Origin of the sequence: Caballeronia novacaledonica (assembly GCF_900258035.1) — a bacterium.
Taxonomy (GTDB): Bacteria; Pseudomonadota; Gammaproteobacteria; order Burkholderiales; family Burkholderiaceae; genus Caballeronia; species Caballeronia novacaledonica.
This window is the reverse complement of sequence record NZ_OGTP01000007.1, coordinates 241,733-264,259: the sequence shown is the minus strand read 5'-3', so window position 1 is coordinate 264,259 and position 22,527 is coordinate 241,733. Positions and strand designations below refer to the sequence as shown.

Sequence of the window (22,527 nt, the reverse complement as noted above, 5' to 3'; positions counted from 1 at the left end):
TTCACCGCATGAACGCATCATCGAACACGCCGACGATTCTCATGGTTCCCGGCCTGCGCGATCACGTCGAGGATCACTGGCAGACCCATTTCGCCAACGCGCATCCGAACGTGCGCACCGTGCCGCCGCTGCAGCGTGACAAACTCGATCGCAGCGCGCGTGTCGCCGCGCTCGACGAGGCGTTGTCGCGAATCAGCGGGCCGGTCGTGCTCGTCGCGCACAGCGCCGGCGTGATGATCGCCGTGCACTGGGCGCGGCGGCATCGGCGCGAGATTCAGGGCGCGCTCCTCGTCACGCCGCCCGATTTCGATTCGCCGCTGCCCGAAGGTTATCCGACGCTCGACGAGCTTCGTCTGAACGGCTGGCTGCCGACGCCGCGCGAGCGTCTGCCGTTTCCGTGCGTCGTCGCGGCGAGCCATGACGATCCGCTCGCGCGCTTCGAGCGCGTGGCCGGCATGGCGCACGACTGGGGCGCGCGGCTCGTCGATCTCGGCAAGGTGGGACATATGAACCCGGCGTCGGGGTTCGGCGTGTGGCGGGATGCCGGGCGGTTCATCGCGGAGATCGGCTGAGCGCCGAACGTGCGCAACTGGTGATGATCGTCCGGCGAGCGGTCCGGGTTTATCGTCGTAATGCGTGAAAAAGCAGCGTTTCAGCCCGGCGCCCGCGCCTCGCGCCGCACTTCCTGCGGCGGCACGCCGAAGCCGCGCATGAATGCCTCCCGCATATGCCGCCGGTCCCGGAAACCCGTTTCCTGCGCGATCGTTTCGAGCGAATGGCGGCTCTTTTCGATCATCAGACGCGCCGCTTCCAGCCGCAATCCTTCGACTGCCTTCGCCGGCGATTGCCCCGTCTCCAGCGTGAATACGCGGCTGAACTGGCGCGGACTCAGATGCGCCTCGCCCGCGAGTTCCTCGACCGTCAACGCCCGGTTGAGGTTCTTGCGCGCATAGTTCAGCGCGTTCTGGATGCGGTCCGACTTCGGCGCGAGATCCAGCATCTCCGAATGCTGCGACTGGCCGCCCGCGCGCCGCTGATGCATCACGAGCTTGTGCGCGATCGAACGCGCGATATCCGCGCCGAGATCCTTCTCGACCATCGCGAGCGCGAGGTCGAGGCCGGCCGTCATGCCCGCCGACGTCCAGATCGGCCCATCGACAATAAAGATGCGGTCATTCTCCACGCGTATGTCCGGAAAGCGCTGCTGCATCTCACGCGCATAAATCCAGTGCGTGGTCGCGCGGCGATTCGCGAGCAGGCCCGCTTCGGCCAGCATGAAGCCGCCCGTGCAGATGCCCGCGATACGCCGCGCGCGTTTGCCTGCGCGGCGCAGGACCGCGAGCACGTCGCCGGGCGTCGGCGTCGTGAGCGGATCGTTGACGCCCGCCGCGATCCACGTGTCCACGGCGGTGCGCGGCGTGATCGGCCGCGTGTCGATTTTCATGCCGAGCGACGAGCGCACTGCGCCGCCCGTCGTCGAATGATTCTCGATGCTGTAGAACGCTTCGCCCGCCGTGATGTTCGCGTACTCGAACACCGATTGCGACGCGAGCGCCATCACCTGAAAGCCTTCGCTCAACAAAAAGCCGACGCGATGCATGTCCGTATTCCGTGTCGATGTCTTGAATCCGTACCTTATACGTCATTTGCGCCACCGTCAAACGGACCTACGATTCACTCACGCAATCACCATTTGGTATCTCACGGAGTGAAATCATGACGCAGACACATCTCGGCACGGCGCTCGTCACGGGCGCGTCTTCCGGCATCGGCGCGGTTTATGCGGAACGTCTCGCGCGGCGCGGCTACGACCTCGTACTCGTCGCCCGCAACCGCGACCGCCTCGCGAAGCTCGCCGGGCGCATCACGAACGAGACGCGCCGGAGCGTCGAAATTCTCGATGCCGATCTGAACGACCGCGACGCGCTCGCCGCCGCCGAAGCGAAACTGAAGGAAGACGCGAGCATCACGCTGCTCGTGAACAACGCGGGCGTCGGCGCGCATTCGCCCTTGCTCGACAGCGACGTCGACGCAATGACGCGCATGATCGATCTGAACGTGACCGCGCTCACGCGCCTCACTTACGCGGCGGTGCCCGGCTTCGTCGCGCGCGGCAAGGGCACGGTCATCAATATTGCGTCGATCGTGGGCATCGCGCCGGAGATTCTCAACGGCGTGTACGGCGGCACCAAGGCCTTCGTGATCGCGTTCAGCCAGTCGCTGCATCGCGAACTGGCGGGCAAGGGCGTACGCATTCAGGCCGTGCTGCCGGGCGCGACGGCCACCGATTTCTGGGAAACGGCCGGCCTGCCGATCGAAAATCTCGACAAGGCGATCGTCATGTCCGCGAGCGACATGGTCGATGCGGCGCTCGTCGGCTTCGATCGCGGCGAGCTCGTGACGATTCCGTCGCTGCACGACGGCGCAAAGTGGGACGCGTACGAAGCGGCGCGGCAGGCGATGGCGCCCGAACTGTCGACGGACACGCCGGCGGCGCGTTACGCGGCGTGAGGCCGATCCGCTACTTCTGATGCGCGTGCAGCGCGGCCTGGAGGATGTCGCGAAGCTCGACCAGATCGATGCGAAGCTGCTCGGTGTAAGTGTCGACATCTTCGCGCCAGCTTTCCGATTCGCGCAGCAACGCGCGCAGTTCCTCGCACTCCTCGCGCATCATCGACGGACCGAGCACCGACAGCCCGCCCGCGAGCTTGTGCGCCCAGCCGCGCAGCATCTGCGCGTCCTGGCGCTCGCAGATGTCGTCGAGCGTGGCGATGTCCTCATCGATCTGAGTGAAGAGGATCGGCACGTAGGCCGCCGGAACTTCCGGAAGGGGCGGCGGAAGATCGTCGTCGTTCGGCGAATCGCTCGCGACGTCCGTATGCGCCGAGGCGGAGCCGACCGTCTGCAGCACGCCAGCCAGCAGCGCGAGCGGCACCGGTTTCGTCAGATAGTCCGTAAAGCCGCGTGCGCGCCCGCGCTCGACATCCTGCGCGCTCGCGCTCGCGCTGATCGCATAGACGCGCATGGCCGGATCGAGCGCGCGCGCGGCGGCGAGCAGTTCCGTGCCGGGCATCTTCGGCATGTCCATGTCGGTCAGCACGATATCCACGCGATGCTTGCGCAGCAGATCGAGCGCTTCTTCGCCGTCGTGAGCTTCGAGCACGGATGCGCCGAGTGTCAGAAGCTGATCGCGCAGCAGGCCGCGATTCAGGCTGTTGTCTTCCGCGATCACCACGATCGGCCCGGTCTTGCGCACGGCCGGCACAGGCGGCGCGTCGCCTGCGGCCGGGCGTGAAGTCGACTGCTGCCCGACCTTCACGGCCGCGACCGCGTCCCGGAATCCCTTGAGGCTGAAAATGCTGACTTCGAGCGCGCCGTCGCCCGAACGCACGGGCACGAGCGGGCCGTTCTGCGTCATTCGGATCACGCGCGTCCGGTCTTTCCACATCGACTGAATGTCTTCCTCGGTGAATTCGTCGGTGGCGATCAGGTACTCGCAGCCCTCCGCGAGCGCCGCGTCCGAGCGCGTCATGTACGTGACGAAAGCGCTGTCCGGATCGTAGAGATTTTCGAACCATTCGCGATATTCGCTCGCGCGGCATAGAATGGCCACCCGGCCGTCGAGCGAGCCGGCGTCGCCGCTTCCCGGCGAATCGTCGGCGGCGAGCGGCAGCGACACCTGCATGAGCGTGCCGACGCCTTCGGTGCTGTCGAGCGACATCTTCCCCTTCATCAGTGCGCAAAGCCGCACGCAGATGGACAGGCCGAGCCCCGTTCCGCGCGCCTGCGTGAGGCGATGCGCGTCGCCCTGCATGAACGGCTGAAAGAGCTTCTCGCGTTGCGCTTCCGGTATGCCGAGGCCCGAATCCGCGACGCTCAGTTCCAGCGCGTCATTCACCCATCGGGCGCGCACGACGATCTTTCCGGAATGCGTGAACTTGAGCGCATTGCCGAGCAGATTGTTCAAAATTTGCGACACGCGAATCGGGTCGAAGAAAAGCTTCGCGGGGCACGCGCGGTCGATCACCACAAAGAGCCGCAAGCCCTGCCGGTTCGCCAGCGGCGCATGGGCGACCATCACGCGCACGACGAGTTCGCGTATCGAACCCCACTCTTCGGAAAGCCGCATTTCGCCTATATCCATTTTCGAGAAATCCAGGACATCGTTGACCACTTGCAGCAGCGCGCTCGCCGACGCCTGCATCGCCTGCACGCGTGCCTCCTGTTCGGCGGCGAGCGGGCCCAGCGCGACCAGTTCCAGACTCCCGACGAGCGACGACAGCGGCGTGCGGATTTCGTGGCTCATCGCGGCGAAGAAACTGAGCTTGGCCTTCGCGGTGGCGTCGCTGGTTTCCTTCGCGTCGCGCAGCAGGCGCTCGACTTCGTATTGCTCGGTGATGTCGGCGATCGCGCAGAACAGCACGTCGGTCTTGTTGAGGACCGCCGACGCGTACGACACCCTGAGATGCAGCGTGCCGTCGCCCGGCTTGTCGAGGCTGTATTGAGTCTGCCGGATCATCGCTTCGCGCCCCTCTTCCGGCGGCGCGATGCCGCACGCTTCGAGTGTCGCGCAGAGGCCGGCGGGCAGGAACATCGGGGAGGTGTCGGTGAGATCGAACAGCGAACGCGCGACCTGATTCGCCGCAATGAGACGGAAATCGTTCTTCAGTGCGATGCACAGGCCCACGGGTGTCGCATGCACCAGCAGATGATTCAGTATTTCACCTTCGACCGCGCGGCACGCCTGTTCGTACGAGCGCGTAAGGAAGTGAAAATTCCAGTAACGGTACATCGCGAGCAACATGGCGATGAGCGCAGCGGTAACGAGCACGATGACCGAAAGCTGCACGCGTTTCGCGGACAGCTCGGTTGCGAGCGGAAGCGCGACGACAATGTGTCCGATACCGAGTGCAAGCACGTCGAACCGCGCGCCCCAGCCTCCGGCCAGCCAGTGAAACATGCCCTTCTGCGCGTTCGCGAGCCGCGCATTGGCCTGCCGCACATCTTCCGTGTCGTCGCCGGCGAGCAGGTGATTATCGCTATCGAAGATGGCGATCTGGGAGGCCAGCGAGTCCGACGTCGCGTCGTGCAGCGCGCGCTCGAGCATGATCCGCGTGAAAACGAGCCCGTAAGGCGTGTCGTCCCGCGCAACCACCATGAACATGATGACCGTCGCCTTTGGGAAGCCGAGCGACGGCGGCGCGATGAACCACATCACACGCCGCATCTGCGCGGCTTCGAGCGGCTCGACGCCACGCGTCTTCATGATGTACTTCACCAGGTCGGTGAGCGCGACGAGCCGTTCGGCCGGCGTGAGCGTGTCGGCGGTACCGGCGAAGAATCCAAAACCATGGGAAGCAGTACCTTCGAAGTTCGCATACTGCAAAATCGGCTTCGTGCTTTCCTCGGGGATCATCTGATGCGCCGCCTGACACGCGGCTGCAAGCGGCTTATTTTCCCGGCCCGGAGGATACGCCTCGCATCGAGGTTTGTCGGGTTGTTCCGGCACGCCGCGTTTCGGCGCGACCGCGCCCACGTCGAGCAGCAGCGCGCCCGGCGTCAGCATGTTGTATCGGCTGAATATGTTGACGTTCACGCCGCGCATTGCTGCCTGCGCAACTTCCTCGTCGCTTTTCAACGCCGAGGTCAACATGAAGAACCCGGTGGCCGCCGCACCGCTGACAGTCGCGAAAATCAGAAGTCCCACGGCCACCGAAAAGATTCGCCGCTCTCGCCTGAGGTTGCCTTCGAGCATCCGCAGCATATGCAGAGGAGAGTTCTGCGATGCGGCGAAGAAACGCTCCATCAGGCAAGTCCTGTCCTCGCGGCATACTTGACGAGGTCGACGTGGTTCTCGACATGCAGCTTGCGCATGGCCGAACGCTTCTGGGTGGCGACTGTTGGCACCGAACGGTTCAGCGTCCGCGCGATTTCGGTCACGGAAAGACCTTGTGCGAAGAGACGCACGACCTCGAGCTCGCGCGGCGAAAGCGGCTGCTCACGCGCGAGGTCTTTGGTCGTGGAGCCTTCGCGCGCGAGCCGAAGCTGGATTTTCGACGAGAGGATCGTTTCTTTCGTGGAGAGCGCGCGCACGCTGATGCGTGCAAGTTCGCTGGCCGGTTCTTCCTTGCTCACGATGGCCGCGACGCCGAGCTTGCACAACTCGTGGAACATGCCGCCGCTCGCCATCATCGTGAGCACGACGAGCGGAATATCGGGATGAGAGCGCCGCAGCTTGCTTACGAGTCGCAGACCGTCGAGTTCGACTTCCTCGTCGCCCTGCATCACGAGATCGGTGATGACGAGATCCGCCTTCTCCTTATCGAGCACACGGATCAGCTCCGCCCCCGAGTTCACCGTCGCCGTGATGATGAAGCCGGGAAGCTTCGCGAACTGGTCGGAGACGGCCAGAAGAACGATGGGGTGGTCATCCGCCAGCACCACGCGAACCGTGCCCGTGTGTCCGCTCATGAGCGGACCGCTCGCGGCGCCCTCGTTGTTTGAATCGGAAGTCGCAACGGACTCGCTGTTTGACGCGATCCAGGCAATAGACGAACGGACCAGTTCATCGACACGTCCTCCGGCCCCGGCAAAGTATTCAGGGATATTTTCAGGATAGCGAGATTCGCCATTAAAGACTAGTGCCGCCGCTTGCGTGCGTGCAAACCCGGCTGGCACCAGAGAGGCATTATTCATTTACGGTCTTCACAATAAGCGCTACAGGTCAGACATCCGAGGCGAAGCCGCCGGTCTTTGCAACGGCACAGACTGCAATTCGGCTGCGTGGCTTCACGTTGCCCGGCATTCTCATTGGGTGCACGGTCCGCTGGCCGCGGCACCCGCGCAAAATGATGCAGCGGCATGGACATCACAGGAGGGTTTGTGCGTCTCGTCGATTCGCTGGTTTCGGCGACGAGCATGGAGGTGATCACGATGATCGATCCGATCACCACCGCCGCGACGAGCACGAATATCGTCCACTCCGACATTTTCAAGCAGAACGCGGCGAACGGGACGAACGATACGGCGAGAAAAATCGGCATCAGGAGCGTCGGCACGAATCCCACTGCTTCACGGCAGCTTCGGAAGGCGTGGCCGATCGAATTTGAGACGAACATTTGGCACCTGGCTAGGAATGCGGCGTGCGAAGACTGAGGCGACCGCCTCCCGATGTGCGATGTATTCCGCGTCGAATTGACGCGTCTGCCGATGCGTCACGCATACGGCGCTACGTCGAGGCTTTGCCTTGAATCGCATGACTCTAGTTAAATGCGACCGGACGATATATCGAACAATTTCGATACCGCCGCCGGCGCCGTGATTCTTCCTCGAACCGCTCGCCGGCAAAAAAAAACCGCCCGAGTAAGGCGGCAAGCTCCATTTAGGAAAGGTCGGCGATCCAGAAGAATTGAAGCGCGAGAGGCTCAATGCGAACGCCGCCCTACCGGACATCGGAGGTTGTGCTGAATTTTCGCACGTCGAGAACATGACAGATATAGATGGAATTCGATTCTTTTTGGCACCCTCTCGTTTAGCCAAACAGCGACCCGAGCCGCAGGTGCGCCATCACGCCTAGCGCGAGTCCCATCAGACGGCCGATGAACATGACGTCGAGAGCAGGTTCCAGACCTTGCAACGAACGGCTCAACGCGGGCCGCGCGAACACGACGCATGTCGCCGCTGCTATTCCTATCAACTCGCGCTGCGGGGCCGCGCACGCGCTGCACGAATCCTCAATGAGGTAGGCGAGCCAAAACAGCACGCCCAACGCAAGCAGAAAATTGCAGACGAGGCTTCCGAAAGCCCCGCCGACGGAAGCGCGCTTCCTCATGCGATCGCGCGCGATGCGTGCTCCGCCTGGAGACCTCGCAAGTGTCCGCTCATACGGGCGACAACTTCCGACCAGTCGCAACCGAAGGGGCGGCGGAACAGGCGCATCGTCGGATACCACGGACTGTCTTCGCGCGTGTAGTGCCAGCGCCAATCGCCGAAGTCCGGCAGCATCAGCCACACGGGTTTGCCCATCGCGCCCGCGACGTGCGCCACCGAGGTATCCACGGTCACCACGAGATCGAGTGCGGCGATGGCGCTCGCCGTTTCCGCCATCGTGTTCAGATGCGCGCCGACGTCGTGGAAGTTGTCGAGGTTCGTCGCATATTGAGCGGCTTCGTCGGCGCCCGCGCCCTTCTGCAAGCTGAAGAATTCGACGCCATCGACGCGGAAGAGATCGTTCAGCACCGCAAGCGACGACAGCGAGCGATTGGCATCGTTCTCGTGCGTCGGATTACCCTTGAACACGACGCCGACCTTCAGTTTCCCAGGCGCAACCTCGGGCAGTTTCGACGCAACGGCTTCCGATGCCCGCAGATAAGGCACGTTTTGCGGCAATGCGTCGAGTTCGAGCGGCAGATGAATGAGGATCGCGTGCGGATACACCCAGTAATCGATGCCCGACATGTTCGCCGCGTTCTGCACATCGACCACATCGTCGGCACAGTCCGACGCCTCGTAGAGCTCGACGAGCGGGGACTGACACACGACGACCACGCGCTTCGCGCCGCAACGATCGCGCAGAATGTCCGCGAAACGCAGGAAGAAAATCTCGTCGCCGAGGCCGAACTCGCTCCAGATGGCGATGGACTTGCCGGCCAACGATTCACCCTTCCACTCCGGCACGTCCTGCGGAGGCTCGGTGGAGGTGCGGCGCTTCCATCCAAGACGCCCCATCAGCGCTTCGCGCAGCGTGAAGCCTTCCTGCAGCTTGCCGCGCGCGATGAGATGCAATGCCTGATAGAGACGCGGCAGATGTTCATCCGGCAGGCACTCCACGCACTGCTGCCACATTGCGTCGAGGAGTTCGGGGACATCCCAGCGCAGCAGCGTCATCATCGCGCGATGATAGGCGTCGAAGCGATACGGATACAGACGCACCGCGGTCTGCGCGGCGACGATGGCGTCCGCGGCGTTACGCGCATGGTCCATCGCATGCTTCAGTTCCGTCAGCGTCGGCACCGCGCGCTTGCGCAGCACGAACTCGATGACGCATTCGGCATGACTGTCGGCGGTCTGATCGGCATCGGCGCGGGCGGCATCGAAGTGGTCGCGCACGAGCGCGATGCGCTCGCAATTCGCCACCGGCGACATCGCCTGCACCATTTCCAGCACGTTCACCGATCGCGGCAGCCGATTCTCGCTCTTGTGGATCGTGAAGCTCGCCCTGTGCGCGCCGTTGAAGTGGTTCGGCCAGACACCCTTGCCATAGAGATCTTCGTCCGGCACGGTCACGATGACATGGCCGTCCGGTTTCACGAGTTCGAGCCATCGTGCGAGCGCCTTGTGCGGATTCGGCTGCCCGGCCAGGACGTGGCCGGCATGCAGAAAATCGAATCCCGAGTTTTCGGCTCCGCTCATCGTCGAAAGGTCGCCCTTCGTGGCGGGCCACGCGGTCACGTTGCGCATGCGCGGAAAGATATGTGCATGCGATGCGAGCAGATCGTCCGCCGAGCAGATATCGAGGCCGTCGCCGACGAAATAATGCTGAATGAATGCCGGTTCGTGCGAACGGCGCACACTTGCCTTGCTGGTTTCTTTCATGATTGCCTCACTTCGATTCGACTGCCGCAACCTGCGCCTTCGCACCCTGCAGTTTCTTCAGTATCGCCTGCACACGCTCGCCGAGAATTTCCGGCCGCCCCTTGAAAATGAGCTTCTCGATGGCCTTCTTGCCGGCCAGTGCGCGCGCGAGATCACGCCGCTCGCTTTCGTTTTCGATGAGTCGCAGCGCCGCCGCCTTGTAGTCCTGCGTCGTCTTCGCGATCATCCACTCGGGGAAGCCGAGACGGCGGAACATGCCCTCGTCGATATGTTCGTGCACTTCGCGTCCGGTCTTGCACACGCCGACGAGCCCCGCCCACACCGTATCCACGATGCCGTTCGTGTTGCCGAACGGGAACGGATTCAGGAACATGTCGCAACCCGCGATCACCTTCATGTAGTTAGCATAGTCCTGATGCTTGTGGACCACGGCCTTGTCGCCCATCAGGCGGCGCACGAGATTGCGCACCTGCGGGAACGTGAGACCCGTCGCCTGTCCGACGAGAAAGTGGAACTCGACCGGCACCGGCGCTTCGCTGGCGATCTCCGCGCAGGTTTGCAGAAAGCCCGGATTGAGCTTGATGGTCGTGCCCGCGACGGCAATCTTTACGGGATCGGCCTTCAGGCGCTTGCGCTTGGGCAAGTCCAGTTCGAGCATGGCTGCGGGCGGACGATACGGCATGCCGTCGGACGGCAGCTTCAGGAGTTTCTCGCTGAAACAGGTTTCGTCGCCGACATAATCATCTTCGACGACCACGTAGTCCATTGCATGACCGTGCGTCGTGGCCGGATGACCGAGCGCCATCATCTGCAGCGGCGCGACGCGCAGGCACGCGAGCACCATCGTGATCGGGAACATGCCGACGCTCGGCATGTACATGGCCTGCGCCTGACGCGCTTCGCTCACATCGCGCACCTGACGCACGTGATCCCACAGGCTTGCGCCGTCGAGCGTGATGAATTCGTCGAACACTTCACGGCCCGCGTCATCGACTTGGGCTTCGTAACCCATTCCGACGAGATGGAATTTGTCGCGCATCGCGACCATGGTCTGCGAATGCGTGCGATAGATCGAGTGATTCTTCGAGAACCATTCGAGCACCACGAGCAGCACGGGCTTTTCGCCCTTGACGGCCGGTTGCGCACGGCGTTCGACATCCTGAATGCCCAGGCTCGCGAGTTTGCGCCGAATCAGCGTATTGATGGGCTTCTTGATATCGTGCTTGCCCGGCAGGTCCGCGTAGCTGCAATGCATGTACATGTCGTGCAGCACGCCGGACGGCAGCGAGTCGATGCTTTCGATCTGGTCGAGCTTGCCGGGCAGCCAGCGCAGCAGCATTTCGCGCTTCTGGTGCGCGGCCGGCGTGCCGAGAAAGCGCGACGACATGATGGTCGTCGCGAGGCTCGCGGTTGCGACCTTGTCGTGGTTCCAGAGAATGTCCCAGTCGAGCCGCACTTCGGACTCGGGCGTGTAGAACAACTGGAACTTGTGCATGTCGTCCGCGCGCAGTTGCACGGAGTGCCGCGCTTCTTCGTCGAGACCGAGCGAACGGAGAATGTGGTCGGCGTTGCGGAACGGACTGGCCGCGAAGAGTCCGGCGAGCCAGCGCTGAAACACCTGCGTTTGACGGATTCCGACATCGGAAAAACGGAACTCCGGATCGCTCATCAGCGCCGTGATGGCCGACGTGATGCGCGTGAGCAGATGGTCGTCCATGATGTTCGACGCTTCACCGGACTGCGCCCAGCCGTCGACATTCATGAGAAGGCCATAGTTCTGGTCGATTCGCACGAGCAGCTTCAGGAGCTCACGGCCGGCGGCTTCTTTTTCACGTCGATAGCAGAGGTATTCGAACTTGTTGATGCTGAATTGCATGATCTCGTTCCGTTTATTGCTGTAAATGAGGTTCGCCCATCGGGCTTCCGGCAAAGCGCGCTGCGCTTAGTGGCTCCAGGTGACGGAGAGCCAGTACTGCGTCGGCTTCTTGCCGGGCTCGACCCACGAGGTCTCGGAGAAGCGATACGGTTTCGATACGGACGCGGACACCGTTGCGCCGATCGGCGTCAGCCAGTCGACGCTCACGCCGTAACCGGCGAGCACGCGGTTGTTGGTCACGCCGTCGACGCCGGGATACGTGGTCTCCCAGCCGTCCCACGGCGAGTGGTTCACGCGTCCGTAGGCGAAGTCGCTGAAGACGCCCAGTTGAATCTGATGGCCGGTCGCGACGGGAATGCGTTGATAGAGGCCGACGCTGGCCACGACACCTTCATCGGCCGAGCCTTCATCTGCGCGATAGGCGCGCACGGCGTCGGGACCGGAGAGGCCGAGTTTTTCGCTCGCGTCGAGATTGCGGCTCGCGAGTTGGCCCGTGACGCGGCCCGAGACGAACGTGTTGCCGCTCTTCGAGAGCGCAAACGTGCCGAACGCCGTGCTGGTGAGCTTCGCGTAGTTGCCCGAGCGCTGCGTGATCGGGTCCGAGGGGTCGTCGTTGCGCTGATGTCCGAGCGTCAGCGCGATCTGACCGGCGGCCAGATTCGTGCGCAGCGCGCGGGCGCGCTCGCCGTTATCGGCGGTCAGCGAGAGTTGAATCGAGTCGAGCTTGCTGTGCGCCGTCGTGTGGAAATCCGTGAGGTCCGTCGACGTCTGACTGTGCAGCAGCGATGCGCCGCCCCACACGTTGGCGTCGAGCCCGCGTGCGAACGGATATTGCACACCGGCCTGCCCGGTCGTTGCTACGCCCTTGACCGGCGTTCCCGCGTTGATGAAATACTGCTGACGCGAGACCCCGCCGGTCATGCGCAGGCCGTCGTCGAAGATCGGGGCGCTACCGGTGAGGGAGCCCGTCCACATCTTCTTGTCGGTGCTGGTGATGGTGAATGCATAGGCGTCGCCGGCGCCGAACAGATTGTTCGCCGACGCCGTCACGCCCGCGCGATACGTACCCGTCGACTCGACACCCTTGTTGTCGAGGATCAAATCGATCGAGGCGGGCTTGCCTTTCTCCGCGATGCTGAAGGTGACATCGACGTCACCGGTGCCTGCGCCGCGCGAGAAACGCGGCGCGCCGTCGATCGTGACGCCGGGAACGTCCTGCAGCAATTGCGTCGCGCGCTCGAGCCGCGACGTGCGCAGCAGGCACACGCCGTTCACGCCTTCGCTGCCGCACAGCGCATGTGCGATGAGCCGTTGCAGCCGCGCATCACATCGCCCGTGTTGCCCGCATCGGCCACCACCGTGCCCGCGCGCGTCACGCCGTTGAGGTTCACCACCGTGTTCAGCAGCGTGTTGCTGCCGCGTGCGGTCAGCAGCACCGAGCCGTCTTCCGCCTTGATCGTGCCACTGTTCTCAACCAGCGCGTTAGCTGTTGCGTTGGTCAGCGTCAGTTGAATGCCCTGGCCGTTCGGCAGGGCGAGCGTGGCGCTGTCGCCTGCTGCGAGCACCACTTGTCCGCCTTGCGCCGTGTTGATCGAGCCGCTGTTGCGCACCTGATCGCCCACCAGCGTGACGTAGCCTTGCGCCTGAATCGCGCCGTCGTTGACCACGCTCGCGTTCTTGCCCGTCGAGCTCAGTTGCAGCGGGCCGCCCGCCATGAACTGGGTCGCGTCGATCGACTTCGTCGTCGCCAAGAGCGAGCCGACGTTGACGATCGCGCCCTTGCCGAACAGCACGCCGTTGGCGTTCTGGATCAGCACTTGACCGTTGGCCAGCAGCGAGCCCTGAATGTTCGATGCACCGCCGCCCGTCACGCGATTCAGCGCTTGCGACTGCGCGTTCGGCTGGTTGAACTGCACCGTGTTGCCGCTGCCGACATTGAACGAATTCCAGTCGAGCACGGCACGCTGGGTGCCCTGATTGATGGTCATCGTGTTGGAATTCTGCGAGATGCTCGCTTGACCTGCGGTGATCTGGCCGCCCGTCGGCAGTGCTTGCGCGAAGCTCACGCCGGGTTGCGTCGCCAGAATGGCGGCGGCGAATGCGGTCATCGCCGATACGACGCCGAACGCGCCTTCACCTGAGGCCGCTTGAGGAGCCACGCCTTCGCCAGGCGCCTTGCCCTGGCTGGCGACGTCTTCCGCGACAGCCACCAACATACCGAGTCGTTTGCTAAAGACACGACGGAACCGATTCTTGTTCATAAGAGAGACAGATATAAATGAGAGAGGAGACGTCCCGCGTTGATGACTCAACGGCGGTCCTATGCGCTTCAGATTGATGAATCACGAATGGGACTGAGCGCTATGGCAACCTGGATTCACCGCCACCCTTGCAGGTGGCCGGCGAGCCTCGACGTTCATTGCCTCGGCTCACGTATTGATGACATTCGTCAATCAATTGAATCCACGAGGCAGATAATAGAAAGCGGTGCCTTCGGTCCATATCGAAGAACTTCGAATTCCAAGAACAAATGGGAGCCGGCGGCGGAGGATGCAGCGTGGAAGCCGCTGCGCGCCCGGTTGAACAACAGAGGGGAGTGAAAAACAGGAAACGTCCTAACGACAGGACTGGCGTTTGGCCGCGGCCGGCTCACATTGCGTGGGCGGCCGGGAAGAGAATCAGAAACAGTGCATTTCGCGCGCTGCGGCGGAACGGTCCAGCGACAAGCCGCGATCCACCACGAAGCGGTAGAGATCGGCCTCGCGCGAGAACCCGAGTTGTTTGTACGCGTTGATGCGTCGCGCGCTGATCGTGCTCTTGCCGAGACGGAAGAACCGCGCCGTCTCGACGACGCTCATGCCGCACAACATCAGGCCGGTCACTTCCATTTGCCACTTCGTGAGCGAGGCGAAACGCCGCAAGTCGGCTTCGGCGTTGAACTCCGTGAGCGCGGTCATGGCCGCCGGCGAGCGATAACGCTTGCCCGCGCCCAGTTCGCGCACGGCGTCGAGCACCACCTGCATTTCTTCGCGCTTGCTCGCGATGCCCGCGACGCCCCGCTGAACCAGGCTACCGACGAAGAACGGATCGTCGAACTCGCTGTATACGAGAAGCGGCAACTCGGGATGTTGCGCGGAGAGCGCCGAGAGAAAGCGCCAGCCGTCGAGCTCACCGCCTGCCGGCATGGAATAGTCGGTGACGACCACGTCGCAATGAGCACGCTCGATGAATGCCATCAGCTCCGAAGGATTACCGAAGGCGCCGGCCACATGAAAGCCCGCGCCTTCAAGCGCGGCGCGCAATCCGCGCACGACGATTGGATGATCGTCGACGATCGCAACACTGATACGCTTTTCCGACATTTTGATGCACGATCCTCAAGCGGGCCGAAGCTCGATGCCGGGCGTCGATCGATCGAGCCACAACCGGTGGTCGATTGCGAAACGGTACACTTCCGATTCGCCCGAGAAGCCGAGCCGCCTGCATGCTTCCGTACGCTGCGTGCTGATGGTATTGATGCGCCGGCGCAAGAGACGCGCCGTCTCGCAGACGCTCAGGCCGCACAGCATCAGCCCCGTCACTTCCATCTGACGGCGCGTGAGCGCCATGAACCGCTGGTATTCCGGCATTACGTTGAAGCGTTCGAGCGACGCGTTCGCGACGGGCGACAAATAGGAGTCGCCTTGCGCGAGGCTGTGCGTCGCGGCGAGCACTTCCTGCATCTCGTCGCGCTTGCTGACGATGCCCGCAACGCCGCGCTTCACGAGGCTGCCCACGAGAAACGGATCGTCGAACTCGGTATAGACGAGCACACGGAGGTTTGGAAACTCGCTGGATACGGAGGCGAGAAAACGCCATCCGTCGAGCGCCTGATCGCCAGGCATCGAATAGTCTGCAACGACGACATCGCACGGTTCGTCGCTCAGCATTTGCAGCAATTGCGCGGGCTCTGTGAACGCGCCTACTACGTCGAAAGCTGAACTCTCAAAGGTCTTCCGAAGACCGCTAAGTATGAGCGGATGATCGTCGACGATGGCAATTCTTGTCTTTCCCATCTCTGAAATCTCCTGACGGGCCGAATGAGGCCTCCTGGTCAAGTGGCTCTCGCAGGTCTCAACGGTTATCCGGTTGTTCAGCGAGCGTCGCAGGAACGCCGGGAGCGTGCGCTACGAGGTCATCACGGAGATAGATGGAATTCGACCGGCTTTCGACGCGCTTCCTTTCATCAATCTTGTCGTGACTTGCATTGAACGATAAGGGCGCGGCAATTCCGGTCATATAGAAAGATGTTGAAATGTCTTAAAGCGATCTGTCAGGTGTGCAGACATTAAGGCAGCGCGGATTCGACCGAATGGAATAGCAGACACGAAGGCTCTTGTCCTTAGAATCCGTTCGAAATTGACGAACCAAAAGAAAACACCCCAAAGGCCGGACGGACATCCAGCCTTTGGGGTGCGGCATGCGGCAACGAGCCTGCTTCGAATCAGGTCACCGGCGCCGGATTGAACAGCACGAGCGCGTTATGCAGCTTGAGCGCCTCGGCCTTCGTCTGCTTCCTGCCGCTCGCGACGTCGAGCATCAGACGGAACAGTTCCCAGCCCACGTCGGCGATGGTCGCTTCGCCCGTCGCGATGGTGCCCGCGTTCACATCCATCAGATCGTGCCAGCGGCGCGCGAGATCGGAGCGCGTCGCGACCTTCAGCACCGGCACTTCCGCGAGGCTGTACGGCGTGCCGCGGCCCGTCGTGAAGACATGCAGATTGATGCCCGCCGCGAGTTGCAGCGTGCCGCAGATGAAATCGCTCGCGGGCGTCGATGCGTAAATCAAACCTTTCTGCTTCACCTTCTCGCCCGGCGACAGCACGCCGGAAATGGCCGAGCTGCCCGACTTGACAATGGAACCCATCGCCTTCTCGACGATGTTCGACAGCCCGCCCTTCTTGTTGCCCGGCGTCGTGTTCGCGCTGCGGTCCGCGCCGCCGCGTTTCAGATAATCGTCGTACCACTGCATCTCGCGGATGATCGCCTGCGCCACGTCACCGTTCGCCGCGCGCGCCGTGAGTTGCGCGACGCCGTCGCGGACTTCCGTGACTTCCGAGAACATCACCGTCGCGCCCGCGCGCACCAGCAGATCCGTCGCGAAGCCGACCGCCGGATTCGCCGTCAGGCCGGAGAACGCATCGCTGCCGCCGCATTGCACGCCGACGACGAGATCCGCCGCCGGGCACGTCTCTCGACGGCGATTGTTCAGCCGCTTCAGATGCGTGTCGGCCATGCGCATGATCGAGTCGATCATCGAACCGAAGCCGACGTGCGCTTCGTCCTGCAACACGACCGCGCCGCCGTTGTCGTCGTGGGTGTTGTCGCCGATATCGGCCACGTCTTCCGTTTGCGCCGACGCCGCCGCGATCGGAATGGTGCCCGGCGGCATCAGGCGCTCGGGTTGCAGCTTCTCGCAGCCGAGGCTCACCATCATCACTTCGCCGCCGAAGTTCGGGTTCAGCGCGATGTTGCGCACGGTGCGGATCGGCACCATCGCGTCGGGGGCGTCGATCGCCACGCCGCAGCCGTAGGTGTGGCCGAGGCTCACGACGTCATCGACATTCGGATATTGCGGCATCAGTTCGGCCTTGATGCGCGTGACCGCGTGCTGCACGACGTCGGCGACGCATTGCACGGTCGTCGTGATCGCAAGGATGTTGCGCGTGCCGACCGAGCCGTCCGCGTTGCGATAACCCTCGAACGTGAAGCCTTCGAGCGGCGAGTCGTCGGGCGCCTTGATCGTCGCGATGGGCAGGTCGTGCAGCTCGGGCGATGCCGGCATGCGCGTGACGTGTTCGTTCACCCAGCTTCCCTTCGGCAGCGCTTTGGTCGCATAGCCGATCACCACGTTGTAGCGGATCACCGCGTCGCCTTCCGCGAGATCCTTCAGCGCGACCTTGTGACCTTGCGGCACGCGCTCGCGCAGCACGAGGCCATCGGAGAAGGCGGCGCCTTCGCCGAGACCGCCGTCGTTCACGACGATCGCGACGTTGTCGTCCGGGTGGACACGAATATAGAGAGGGGACAGGTTCATTCTGACGAATCCTTGCACGGACACACCGCGCGGCTGCGGCTGGAGTTATGTCATCCTACAACATAGACAGTCACATTTGGTTAGTATTTACCCGAATCCATTGACTATATTGCCTTGAACCGGTTGTCCGACGACGTCTCATGTTGTACGATGACTTATAAGCTCGGCACCCGCCGGTCGCTGACCAACGAGACACTCACATCATGACGACACCGCAAGAACTGAAGCAAATCGTTTCCGAAGGCCTGCTTTCCTTCCCCGTCACGGACTTCGACCAGCAAGGCAACTTCCGCGCGGACACGTACGCGCAGCGCCTCGAATGGCTGGCTCCGTACGGTGCTTCGGCGCTGTTCGTCGCGGGCGGCACGGGCGAGTTCTTCTCGCTGACGCAACCCGAATATTCGCAGATCGTGAAGACGGCCACCGAAGTGTGCCGCGGCAAGGTGCCGATCCTCGCGGGCGCGGGCGGCCCGACCCGCACGGCCATCGCGTTCGCGAAGGAAGCCGAGAAGCAAGGCGCGCAAGGCGTTCTGCTGATGCCGCACTATCTGACCGAAGCGTCGCAGGAAGGCATCCGGGCGCACGCCGAGGAAGTATGCAAGGCCGTGCCGAACATGGGCGTGATCATCTACAACCGCGCGAACTCGAAGCTCAACGCCGACATGCTGGAGCAACTGGCGGATAGCTGCCCGAACCTGATCGGCTTCAAGGACGGCGTCGGCGAAATCGAGAACATGGTGACGATCCGCCGCCGTCTCGGCGACCGTTTCTCGTACCTCGGCGGCCTGCCGACGGCCGAAGTCTACGCAGCCGCCTACAAGGCGCTGGGCGTGCCGGTGTACTCGTCGGCGGTGTTCAACTTCATCCCGAAGACGGCGATGGACTTCTACCGCGCAATCGCGGCCGACGACCATGCGACGGTCGGCAAGCTCATCGACGATTTCTTCCTGCCGTACCTGAAGATCCGCAATCGCAAAGCTGGTTACGCGGTGTCGATCGTCAAGGCGGGCGCGAAGCTCGTCGGCCACGACGCGGGTCCGGTGCGCGCGCCGCTGACCGATCTGACGGAAGAAGAGCTCGAACAGCTCGACGCGCTGATCAAGAAGCTCGGCGCGCAGTAAGGAGGAGACAGCGAAGCGCGGGAACGCGGGGCGTCGCAAGGACGCCGCGCGTCGCTTCGCAGATGAGGGCTGCTCGAGAACGAATCGGGCGGCCCTCCGTGCATCAGCACGATCGAGACAAAGGGGAAGTCCATGTCGATGAGCCGCACCGCGAATCCCGCGGACGTCATGAAGCGCACCCGCGTGCGCTATCTCATTCTGTTGCTGGTCTTCGTGATCACGACGTTCAATTACGCGGACCGCGCGACGCTGTCCGTGACCGGCTCGGCGATGCGCGCCGAATTCGGTTTCGATGCGATCCGCATGGGTTACATCTTCTCGGCCTTCAGTTGGGCGTATGTGCTCTCGCAGATGCCCGCCGGCTGGCTGCTCGACCGCTTCGGCGCGCGGCGCGTGTATGCCGCGAGCATCTTCCTGTGGTCGCTCTTTACGTTGCTGCAGAGTTCCATCGGTCTGCTCGGCAGCGCGGCGACCGCCGTGACGGCGCTTTTCGTGCTGCGTTTCGCGATGGGCGCGGCGGAAGCGCCCGCTTTTCCGGCGAATGCGAAGGTCGTCGCGAGTTGGTTCCCGACGCAGGAGCGCGGCACGGCATCGGCGATCTTCAACTCCGCGCAGTATTTCGCGGCGGTCATCTTCACGCCGCTGATGGCGTGGCTCACGCACGCGTTCGGCTGGCATCACGTGTATATCGTGATGGGCATCGCGGGTCTGTTGCTTGCGCTCACGTGGCTCTCCGTGATGAAGAACCCGGCGGACCATCCGCGCGTGAACAAACAGGAGCTGGAGCATATCGAGGAAGGCGGCGGTCTCGTGCGCGGACATCAGCGCGCGGGCGGCGCATCGCGGGCGGCGTCGAACAGCGTGGGCTGGCCGGTCGTCAAGCAGTTGCTCACGAACCGCATGCTGCTCGGCGTGTATCTCGCGCAGTACTGCATCAACGTGCTCACGTACTTCTTCCTGACGTGGTTCCCGATCTACCTCGTGCAGGCGCGCCACATGACGATTCTGCAGGCGGGCTTCGTCGCCTCGCTGCCGGCTATCTGCGGGTTCACGGGCGGCGTGCTCGGCGGCGTGATCTCCGATGGCCTCATCCGCCGCGGATGCTCGCTCACGCTGGCGCGCAAGGCGCCGATCGTCGGCGGCATGCTGCTGTCGTCGTGCATCATCGGCTGCAATTATGTCGATACGGACTGGGTCGTGGTCGCGTTGATGTCGCTCGCGTTCTTCGGCAAGGGCATTGGCGCACTGGGCTGGGCGGTGGTCGCGGATACGTCGCCGAAGGAAGCCATCGGGCTGTCGGGATCGATCTTCAACATGTTCGGCAACGTCGCGGGCATCGTGACGCCGATCGTGATCGGCTACCTCGTCGCGCGGTCGGGCTCGTTCAACGGCGCGCTGGCGTTCGTCGGAATCAATGCGCTGATCACGGTGTTCAGCTACCTCGTGATCGTGAAGGACATCAAACGCGTGGAACTGCGCGTTTGATGCGACCGACTCAACCTGCCTGAATGACGTCGATGCGCAGCGTTTCGCCGCCATCGGCGACCGCGAGCAGGCGATCGACATTCGGATGCGCGCCCGGACGATTGCGCGCATCGGCGGTATGTTCGGCGAACACGGCGAGACCGTGTTCGGCGGCCTTCGCGTCGAGCGTGCCGAACGTCTGCTTCAGATAGTGGTAGACCGCGAGCGAGCCCTGCTTGCCCGGCATGTTCTCGATGCTCGCGACCACTTCGCCCTTGCCGCCGACCAGATCGATACGCTCGATGCCGTCGATGGACGGCATCAGCGCCAGGTTGTTTTTGAATACGTCGCTCGGCTGGATCACGGAAAGCACTCCACGTTATGAGTTGATGATGCAAGGCGGAGTATCTTAGCCGATCGACCGCTGTCGTCGTCAGTCGGGAATCTCGGGCTCGACGAGCCTTGCCAGTTGAACCAGCGACTCCTGCCAGCCGAGATAGCACATCTCCACGGGAATGACTTCGGGCACGCCCTCCTGCACGATGCTCAACTCGGTTCCGCACGACACCTGCCGCAGCGAAACGGTGACCTGCATTTCGCCGGGCAGGTTGGGGTCGTCGAAGCGGTCGGTGTAGCGGATCTTCTCGAAGGGCACGAGTTCGAGATATTCGCCGCCGAACGAATGGCCGTGGCCCGTGCCGAAGTTGCGGAACGACATCTTGTGCGTTCCGCCCTCGCGGGCATCCAAGTGATGGACCTGACACGTGATGCCGTAAGGCGGAAGCCACTTTGCGATGGCTTCGGGTTCCAGAAACGCGCGATAGAGGCGTTCGGGCGTCGTGCGCAAGACACGGTGAAGACGGATGGTTCCGGTGGACATGTTGTGTTCTCCTTGTGGTCGGGAAACTGGATACATCCCTACGACGATGCATCTCAGCGTGAATCGACATACGCAAGCATAAGGGAAAACCCTCTGCACCTCACACGCGCCGCCCCAGTCCGCGCGCCTTCTCGCTCGCCTGCGCGCGCGATGCGTGATCCTGCTCCGGCCCGAACAGCGTTTTCTCGACGCTGACCACGTGAACGTCGGTTATGCCCACCATGCGCGACCACATCGTCAGATAGGTCGTCTGGAAGTCGAACTGATCCGGCGGAAAATCCGGCCCGAGCTGCACGCCTCGCGCGGCAACGATGACCACGGTCCGTCCGCCCAGCAGGCCGTTGAGCCCTCGTTCATCGAACGTGAAGAGCACGTCTTTCTGCGAGATGACATCGATGAGCTGCTTGAGCCGATACGGAATGCCGAAATTCCACATTGGCGAGCTGAACAGAATCAGATCGGCGTTTCGGAAGCGTTCGGCCAGCGTTCGAACAGTACGCCACGCCGACGCTTGCGTTTCATCGAGCGGCCGGCCTTCGATGCCCGCATACTTGGCTTCGAGAATCGGGCCGTCGAACGCGGGCAAGTCGATGTCCCAGACGTTCAGTTCGTCCACGGTTGCATCGGAATGGCGCGTGTTCCATTCATCGACGAACGCATTGGCGACCTGACGAGATGCGGAACGCGTCGTGCGCGGCGAAGCAATCACGTGAAGAAGATGCATAGGTCCTCGCGGTGGTCAGCATCGGGCGGGATGCATCGCCAAGCATAGCCGCCAGGACCGATACCGCAAGACGATCCCGGCTCGGGCGCGCATCCGCGATCCGTCGGAAGAAACGGCATGAACGGGAGATGTCGATGATGATTCCGTCCGCGCGTTATGGGCTCGCGCTCGTCGTGAACGTGGCGTTGCCGGCGCTCGTGTACAGGCTCACGAACGGCCGATACGGCGTCGTGGACGCGCTCATCGCCTCGGCCGTGCCGCTGATCGTGTGGATGGTCATCGACGTCGTGCGCTACCGCCACTTCGATGCGTTGAGCGCGAATGTGCTGGCGGGCATCGCCATGTCGCTGATGGTCCTGCTGTCCGGCGCGTCGCGATGGATGGGCGAGGCGCGCGAGCCGGCGGTGAGCGGCATCATCGGCGTGCTGTTTCTGCTGTCGCTCTTTCTGGACCGGCCGATGGTGTTCTATCTCGCACGCTCGACGATGTCGCGCGAAAAACAGGGACGCGAGACCGAATTCGACGCGCGCTGGCAATCGAGCCCGGCGCTCGTCAGGTCCATTCGGCTGATGACGGTCGTGTGGGGAATCGGTCTCGTCGGGGAGAATGTCGCCCGTCTGTGGATCATGCTCGCTCTGAGCGAGCCGGACGCCGACCGGCTTTCCACGTGGGTCAGGTATGGCGTGTATGGTGGATTGACGGTGTGGACGTTTATCTATCGACGTATCTACATCAGGCGTCGGCAGTAGTAGACGCCGGCGCGGATTCACATTCCTTGTTTTGCTCCGACGC

Annotated in this window: 19 protein-coding genes; 5 read left to right on the top strand and 14 right to left on the bottom strand. The window is 63.0% G+C overall.

The window, feature by feature from the left end; translation table 11 throughout:
• Positions 1–8 precede the first annotated feature (8 nt).
• Positions 9–572: an RBBP9/YdeN family alpha/beta hydrolase gene (locus NOV72_RS13505; RefSeq protein ID WP_106855124.1), complete on the top strand. Its 564-nt coding sequence runs from the start codon at positions 9–11 to the stop codon at positions 570–572.
• 80 nt (positions 573–652) lie between these two features.
• Here the strand turns inward: NOV72_RS13505 and NOV72_RS13500 are convergent, their stop codons facing one another.
• A complete protein-coding gene (locus tag NOV72_RS13500) occupies positions 653–1,600 on the bottom strand; it encodes a GlxA family transcriptional regulator (protein WP_106855078.1) in 948 nt (315 codons plus the stop codon).
• 116 nt (positions 1,601–1,716) lie between these two features.
• On the opposite strand from NOV72_RS13500, the gene NOV72_RS13495 reads away from it, so the two are divergent.
• Positions 1,717–2,511 carry an SDR family NAD(P)-dependent oxidoreductase gene (locus NOV72_RS13495; RefSeq protein ID WP_106855077.1) on the top strand — a complete coding sequence of 265 codons (795 nt, stop codon included), beginning with the start codon at positions 1,717–1,719 and terminating at the stop codon, positions 2,509–2,511.
• A 10-nt stretch (positions 2,512–2,521) separates the two neighbouring features.
• Here NOV72_RS13495 and NOV72_RS13490 read toward each other — a convergent pair whose 3' ends face one another.
• From NOV72_RS13490 to garD, 10 genes are all read right to left on the bottom strand, one after another.
• The gene (locus tag NOV72_RS13490) at positions 2,522–5,806 is read right to left on the bottom strand and encodes a hybrid sensor histidine kinase/response regulator (protein WP_106855076.1); all 3,285 of its coding nucleotides are present in this window, start codon (positions 5,804–5,806) and stop codon (positions 2,522–2,524) included.
• Positions 5,806–6,471, bottom strand: a complete 666-nt coding sequence (locus NOV72_RS13485) for a response regulator (protein ID WP_245933025.1) — start codon at positions 6,469–6,471, stop codon at positions 5,806–5,808. Before NOV72_RS13485 ends, NOV72_RS13490 begins: the two co-directional genes overlap by 1 nt.
• A 221-nt stretch (positions 6,472–6,692) precedes the next feature.
• Entirely contained in the window at positions 6,693–7,058 is a 366-nt protein-coding gene (locus NOV72_RS31960; RefSeq protein ID WP_146150001.1) for a hypothetical protein, read from the bottom strand.
• A 769-nt stretch (positions 7,059–7,827) separates the two neighbouring features.
• Entirely contained in the window at positions 7,828–9,594 is a 1,767-nt protein-coding gene (locus NOV72_RS13470; protein ID WP_106855073.1) for a glycosyltransferase family 9 protein, read from the bottom strand.
• Positions 9,595–9,601: 7 nt separating this feature from the next.
• Positions 9,602–11,470 (bottom strand): peptide transporter, encoded by a 1,869-nt coding sequence (locus NOV72_RS13465; protein ID WP_106855072.1) that lies wholly within the window; start codon positions 11,468–11,470, stop codon positions 9,602–9,604.
• 66 nt (positions 11,471–11,536) lie between these two features.
• Complete coding sequence (locus tag NOV72_RS13460; RefSeq protein ID WP_245933024.1) at positions 11,537–12,745, bottom strand: ShlB/FhaC/HecB family hemolysin secretion/activation protein; 1,209 nt, start codon at positions 12,743–12,745, stop codon at positions 11,537–11,539.
• Positions 12,742–13,731, bottom strand: coding sequence for a two-partner secretion domain-containing protein (locus NOV72_RS13455; RefSeq protein ID WP_106855122.1), 990 nt, complete (start codon positions 13,729–13,731; stop codon positions 12,742–12,744). Before NOV72_RS13455 ends, NOV72_RS13460 begins: the two co-directional genes overlap by 4 nt.
• 417 nt (positions 13,732–14,148) lie before the next feature.
• Positions 14,149–14,832, bottom strand: coding sequence for a response regulator transcription factor (locus tag NOV72_RS13450; protein ID WP_106855071.1), 684 nt, complete (start codon positions 14,830–14,832; stop codon positions 14,149–14,151).
• Between the two features lie 15 nt (positions 14,833–14,847).
• Positions 14,848–15,525 (bottom strand): response regulator, encoded by a 678-nt coding sequence (locus tag NOV72_RS13445; RefSeq protein ID WP_106855070.1) that lies wholly within the window; start codon positions 15,523–15,525, stop codon positions 14,848–14,850.
• Positions 15,526–15,953: 428 nt separating this feature from the next.
• Entirely contained in the window at positions 15,954–17,546 is a 1,593-nt protein-coding gene (gene garD, locus NOV72_RS13440; RefSeq protein ID WP_106855069.1) for a galactarate dehydratase, read from the bottom strand.
• A 203-nt stretch (positions 17,547–17,749) separates the two neighbouring features.
• Here garD and kdgD point away from each other — a divergent pair, with 203 nt between their 5' ends.
• The gene (gene kdgD, locus NOV72_RS13435; RefSeq protein ID WP_106855068.1) at positions 17,750–18,667 is read left to right on the top strand and encodes a 5-dehydro-4-deoxyglucarate dehydratase; all 918 of its coding nucleotides are present in this window, start codon (positions 17,750–17,752) and stop codon (positions 18,665–18,667) included.
• A 132-nt stretch (positions 18,668–18,799) separates the two neighbouring features.
• Entirely contained in the window at positions 18,800–20,152 is a 1,353-nt protein-coding gene (locus NOV72_RS13430) for an MFS transporter (RefSeq protein WP_106855067.1), read from the top strand.
• A 10-nt stretch (positions 20,153–20,162) separates the two neighbouring features.
• On the opposite strand, the gene NOV72_RS13425 is transcribed toward NOV72_RS13430, so the two are convergent.
• From NOV72_RS13425 to NOV72_RS13415, 3 genes are all read right to left on the bottom strand, one after another.
• The gene (locus tag NOV72_RS13425; protein WP_106855121.1) at positions 20,163–20,495 is read right to left on the bottom strand and encodes a DUF2322 family protein; all 333 of its coding nucleotides are present in this window, start codon (positions 20,493–20,495) and stop codon (positions 20,163–20,165) included.
• 69 nt (positions 20,496–20,564) lie between these two features.
• Positions 20,565–21,011, bottom strand: a complete 447-nt coding sequence (locus tag NOV72_RS13420; protein ID WP_106855066.1) for an SRPBCC family protein — start codon at positions 21,009–21,011, stop codon at positions 20,565–20,567.
• A 100-nt stretch (positions 21,012–21,111) separates the two neighbouring features.
• Complete coding sequence (locus NOV72_RS13415) at positions 21,112–21,735, bottom strand: FMN-dependent NADH-azoreductase (RefSeq protein ID WP_106855065.1); 624 nt, start codon at positions 21,733–21,735, stop codon at positions 21,112–21,114.
• Between the two features lie 134 nt (positions 21,736–21,869).
• Here NOV72_RS13415 and NOV72_RS13410 point away from each other — a divergent pair, with 134 nt between their 5' ends.
• On the top strand, positions 21,870–22,484 hold the full coding sequence (locus NOV72_RS13410; RefSeq protein WP_106855120.1) for a VC0807 family protein: 615 nt from the start codon (positions 21,870–21,872) through the stop codon (positions 22,482–22,484).
• Positions 22,485–22,527 lie beyond the last annotated feature (43 nt).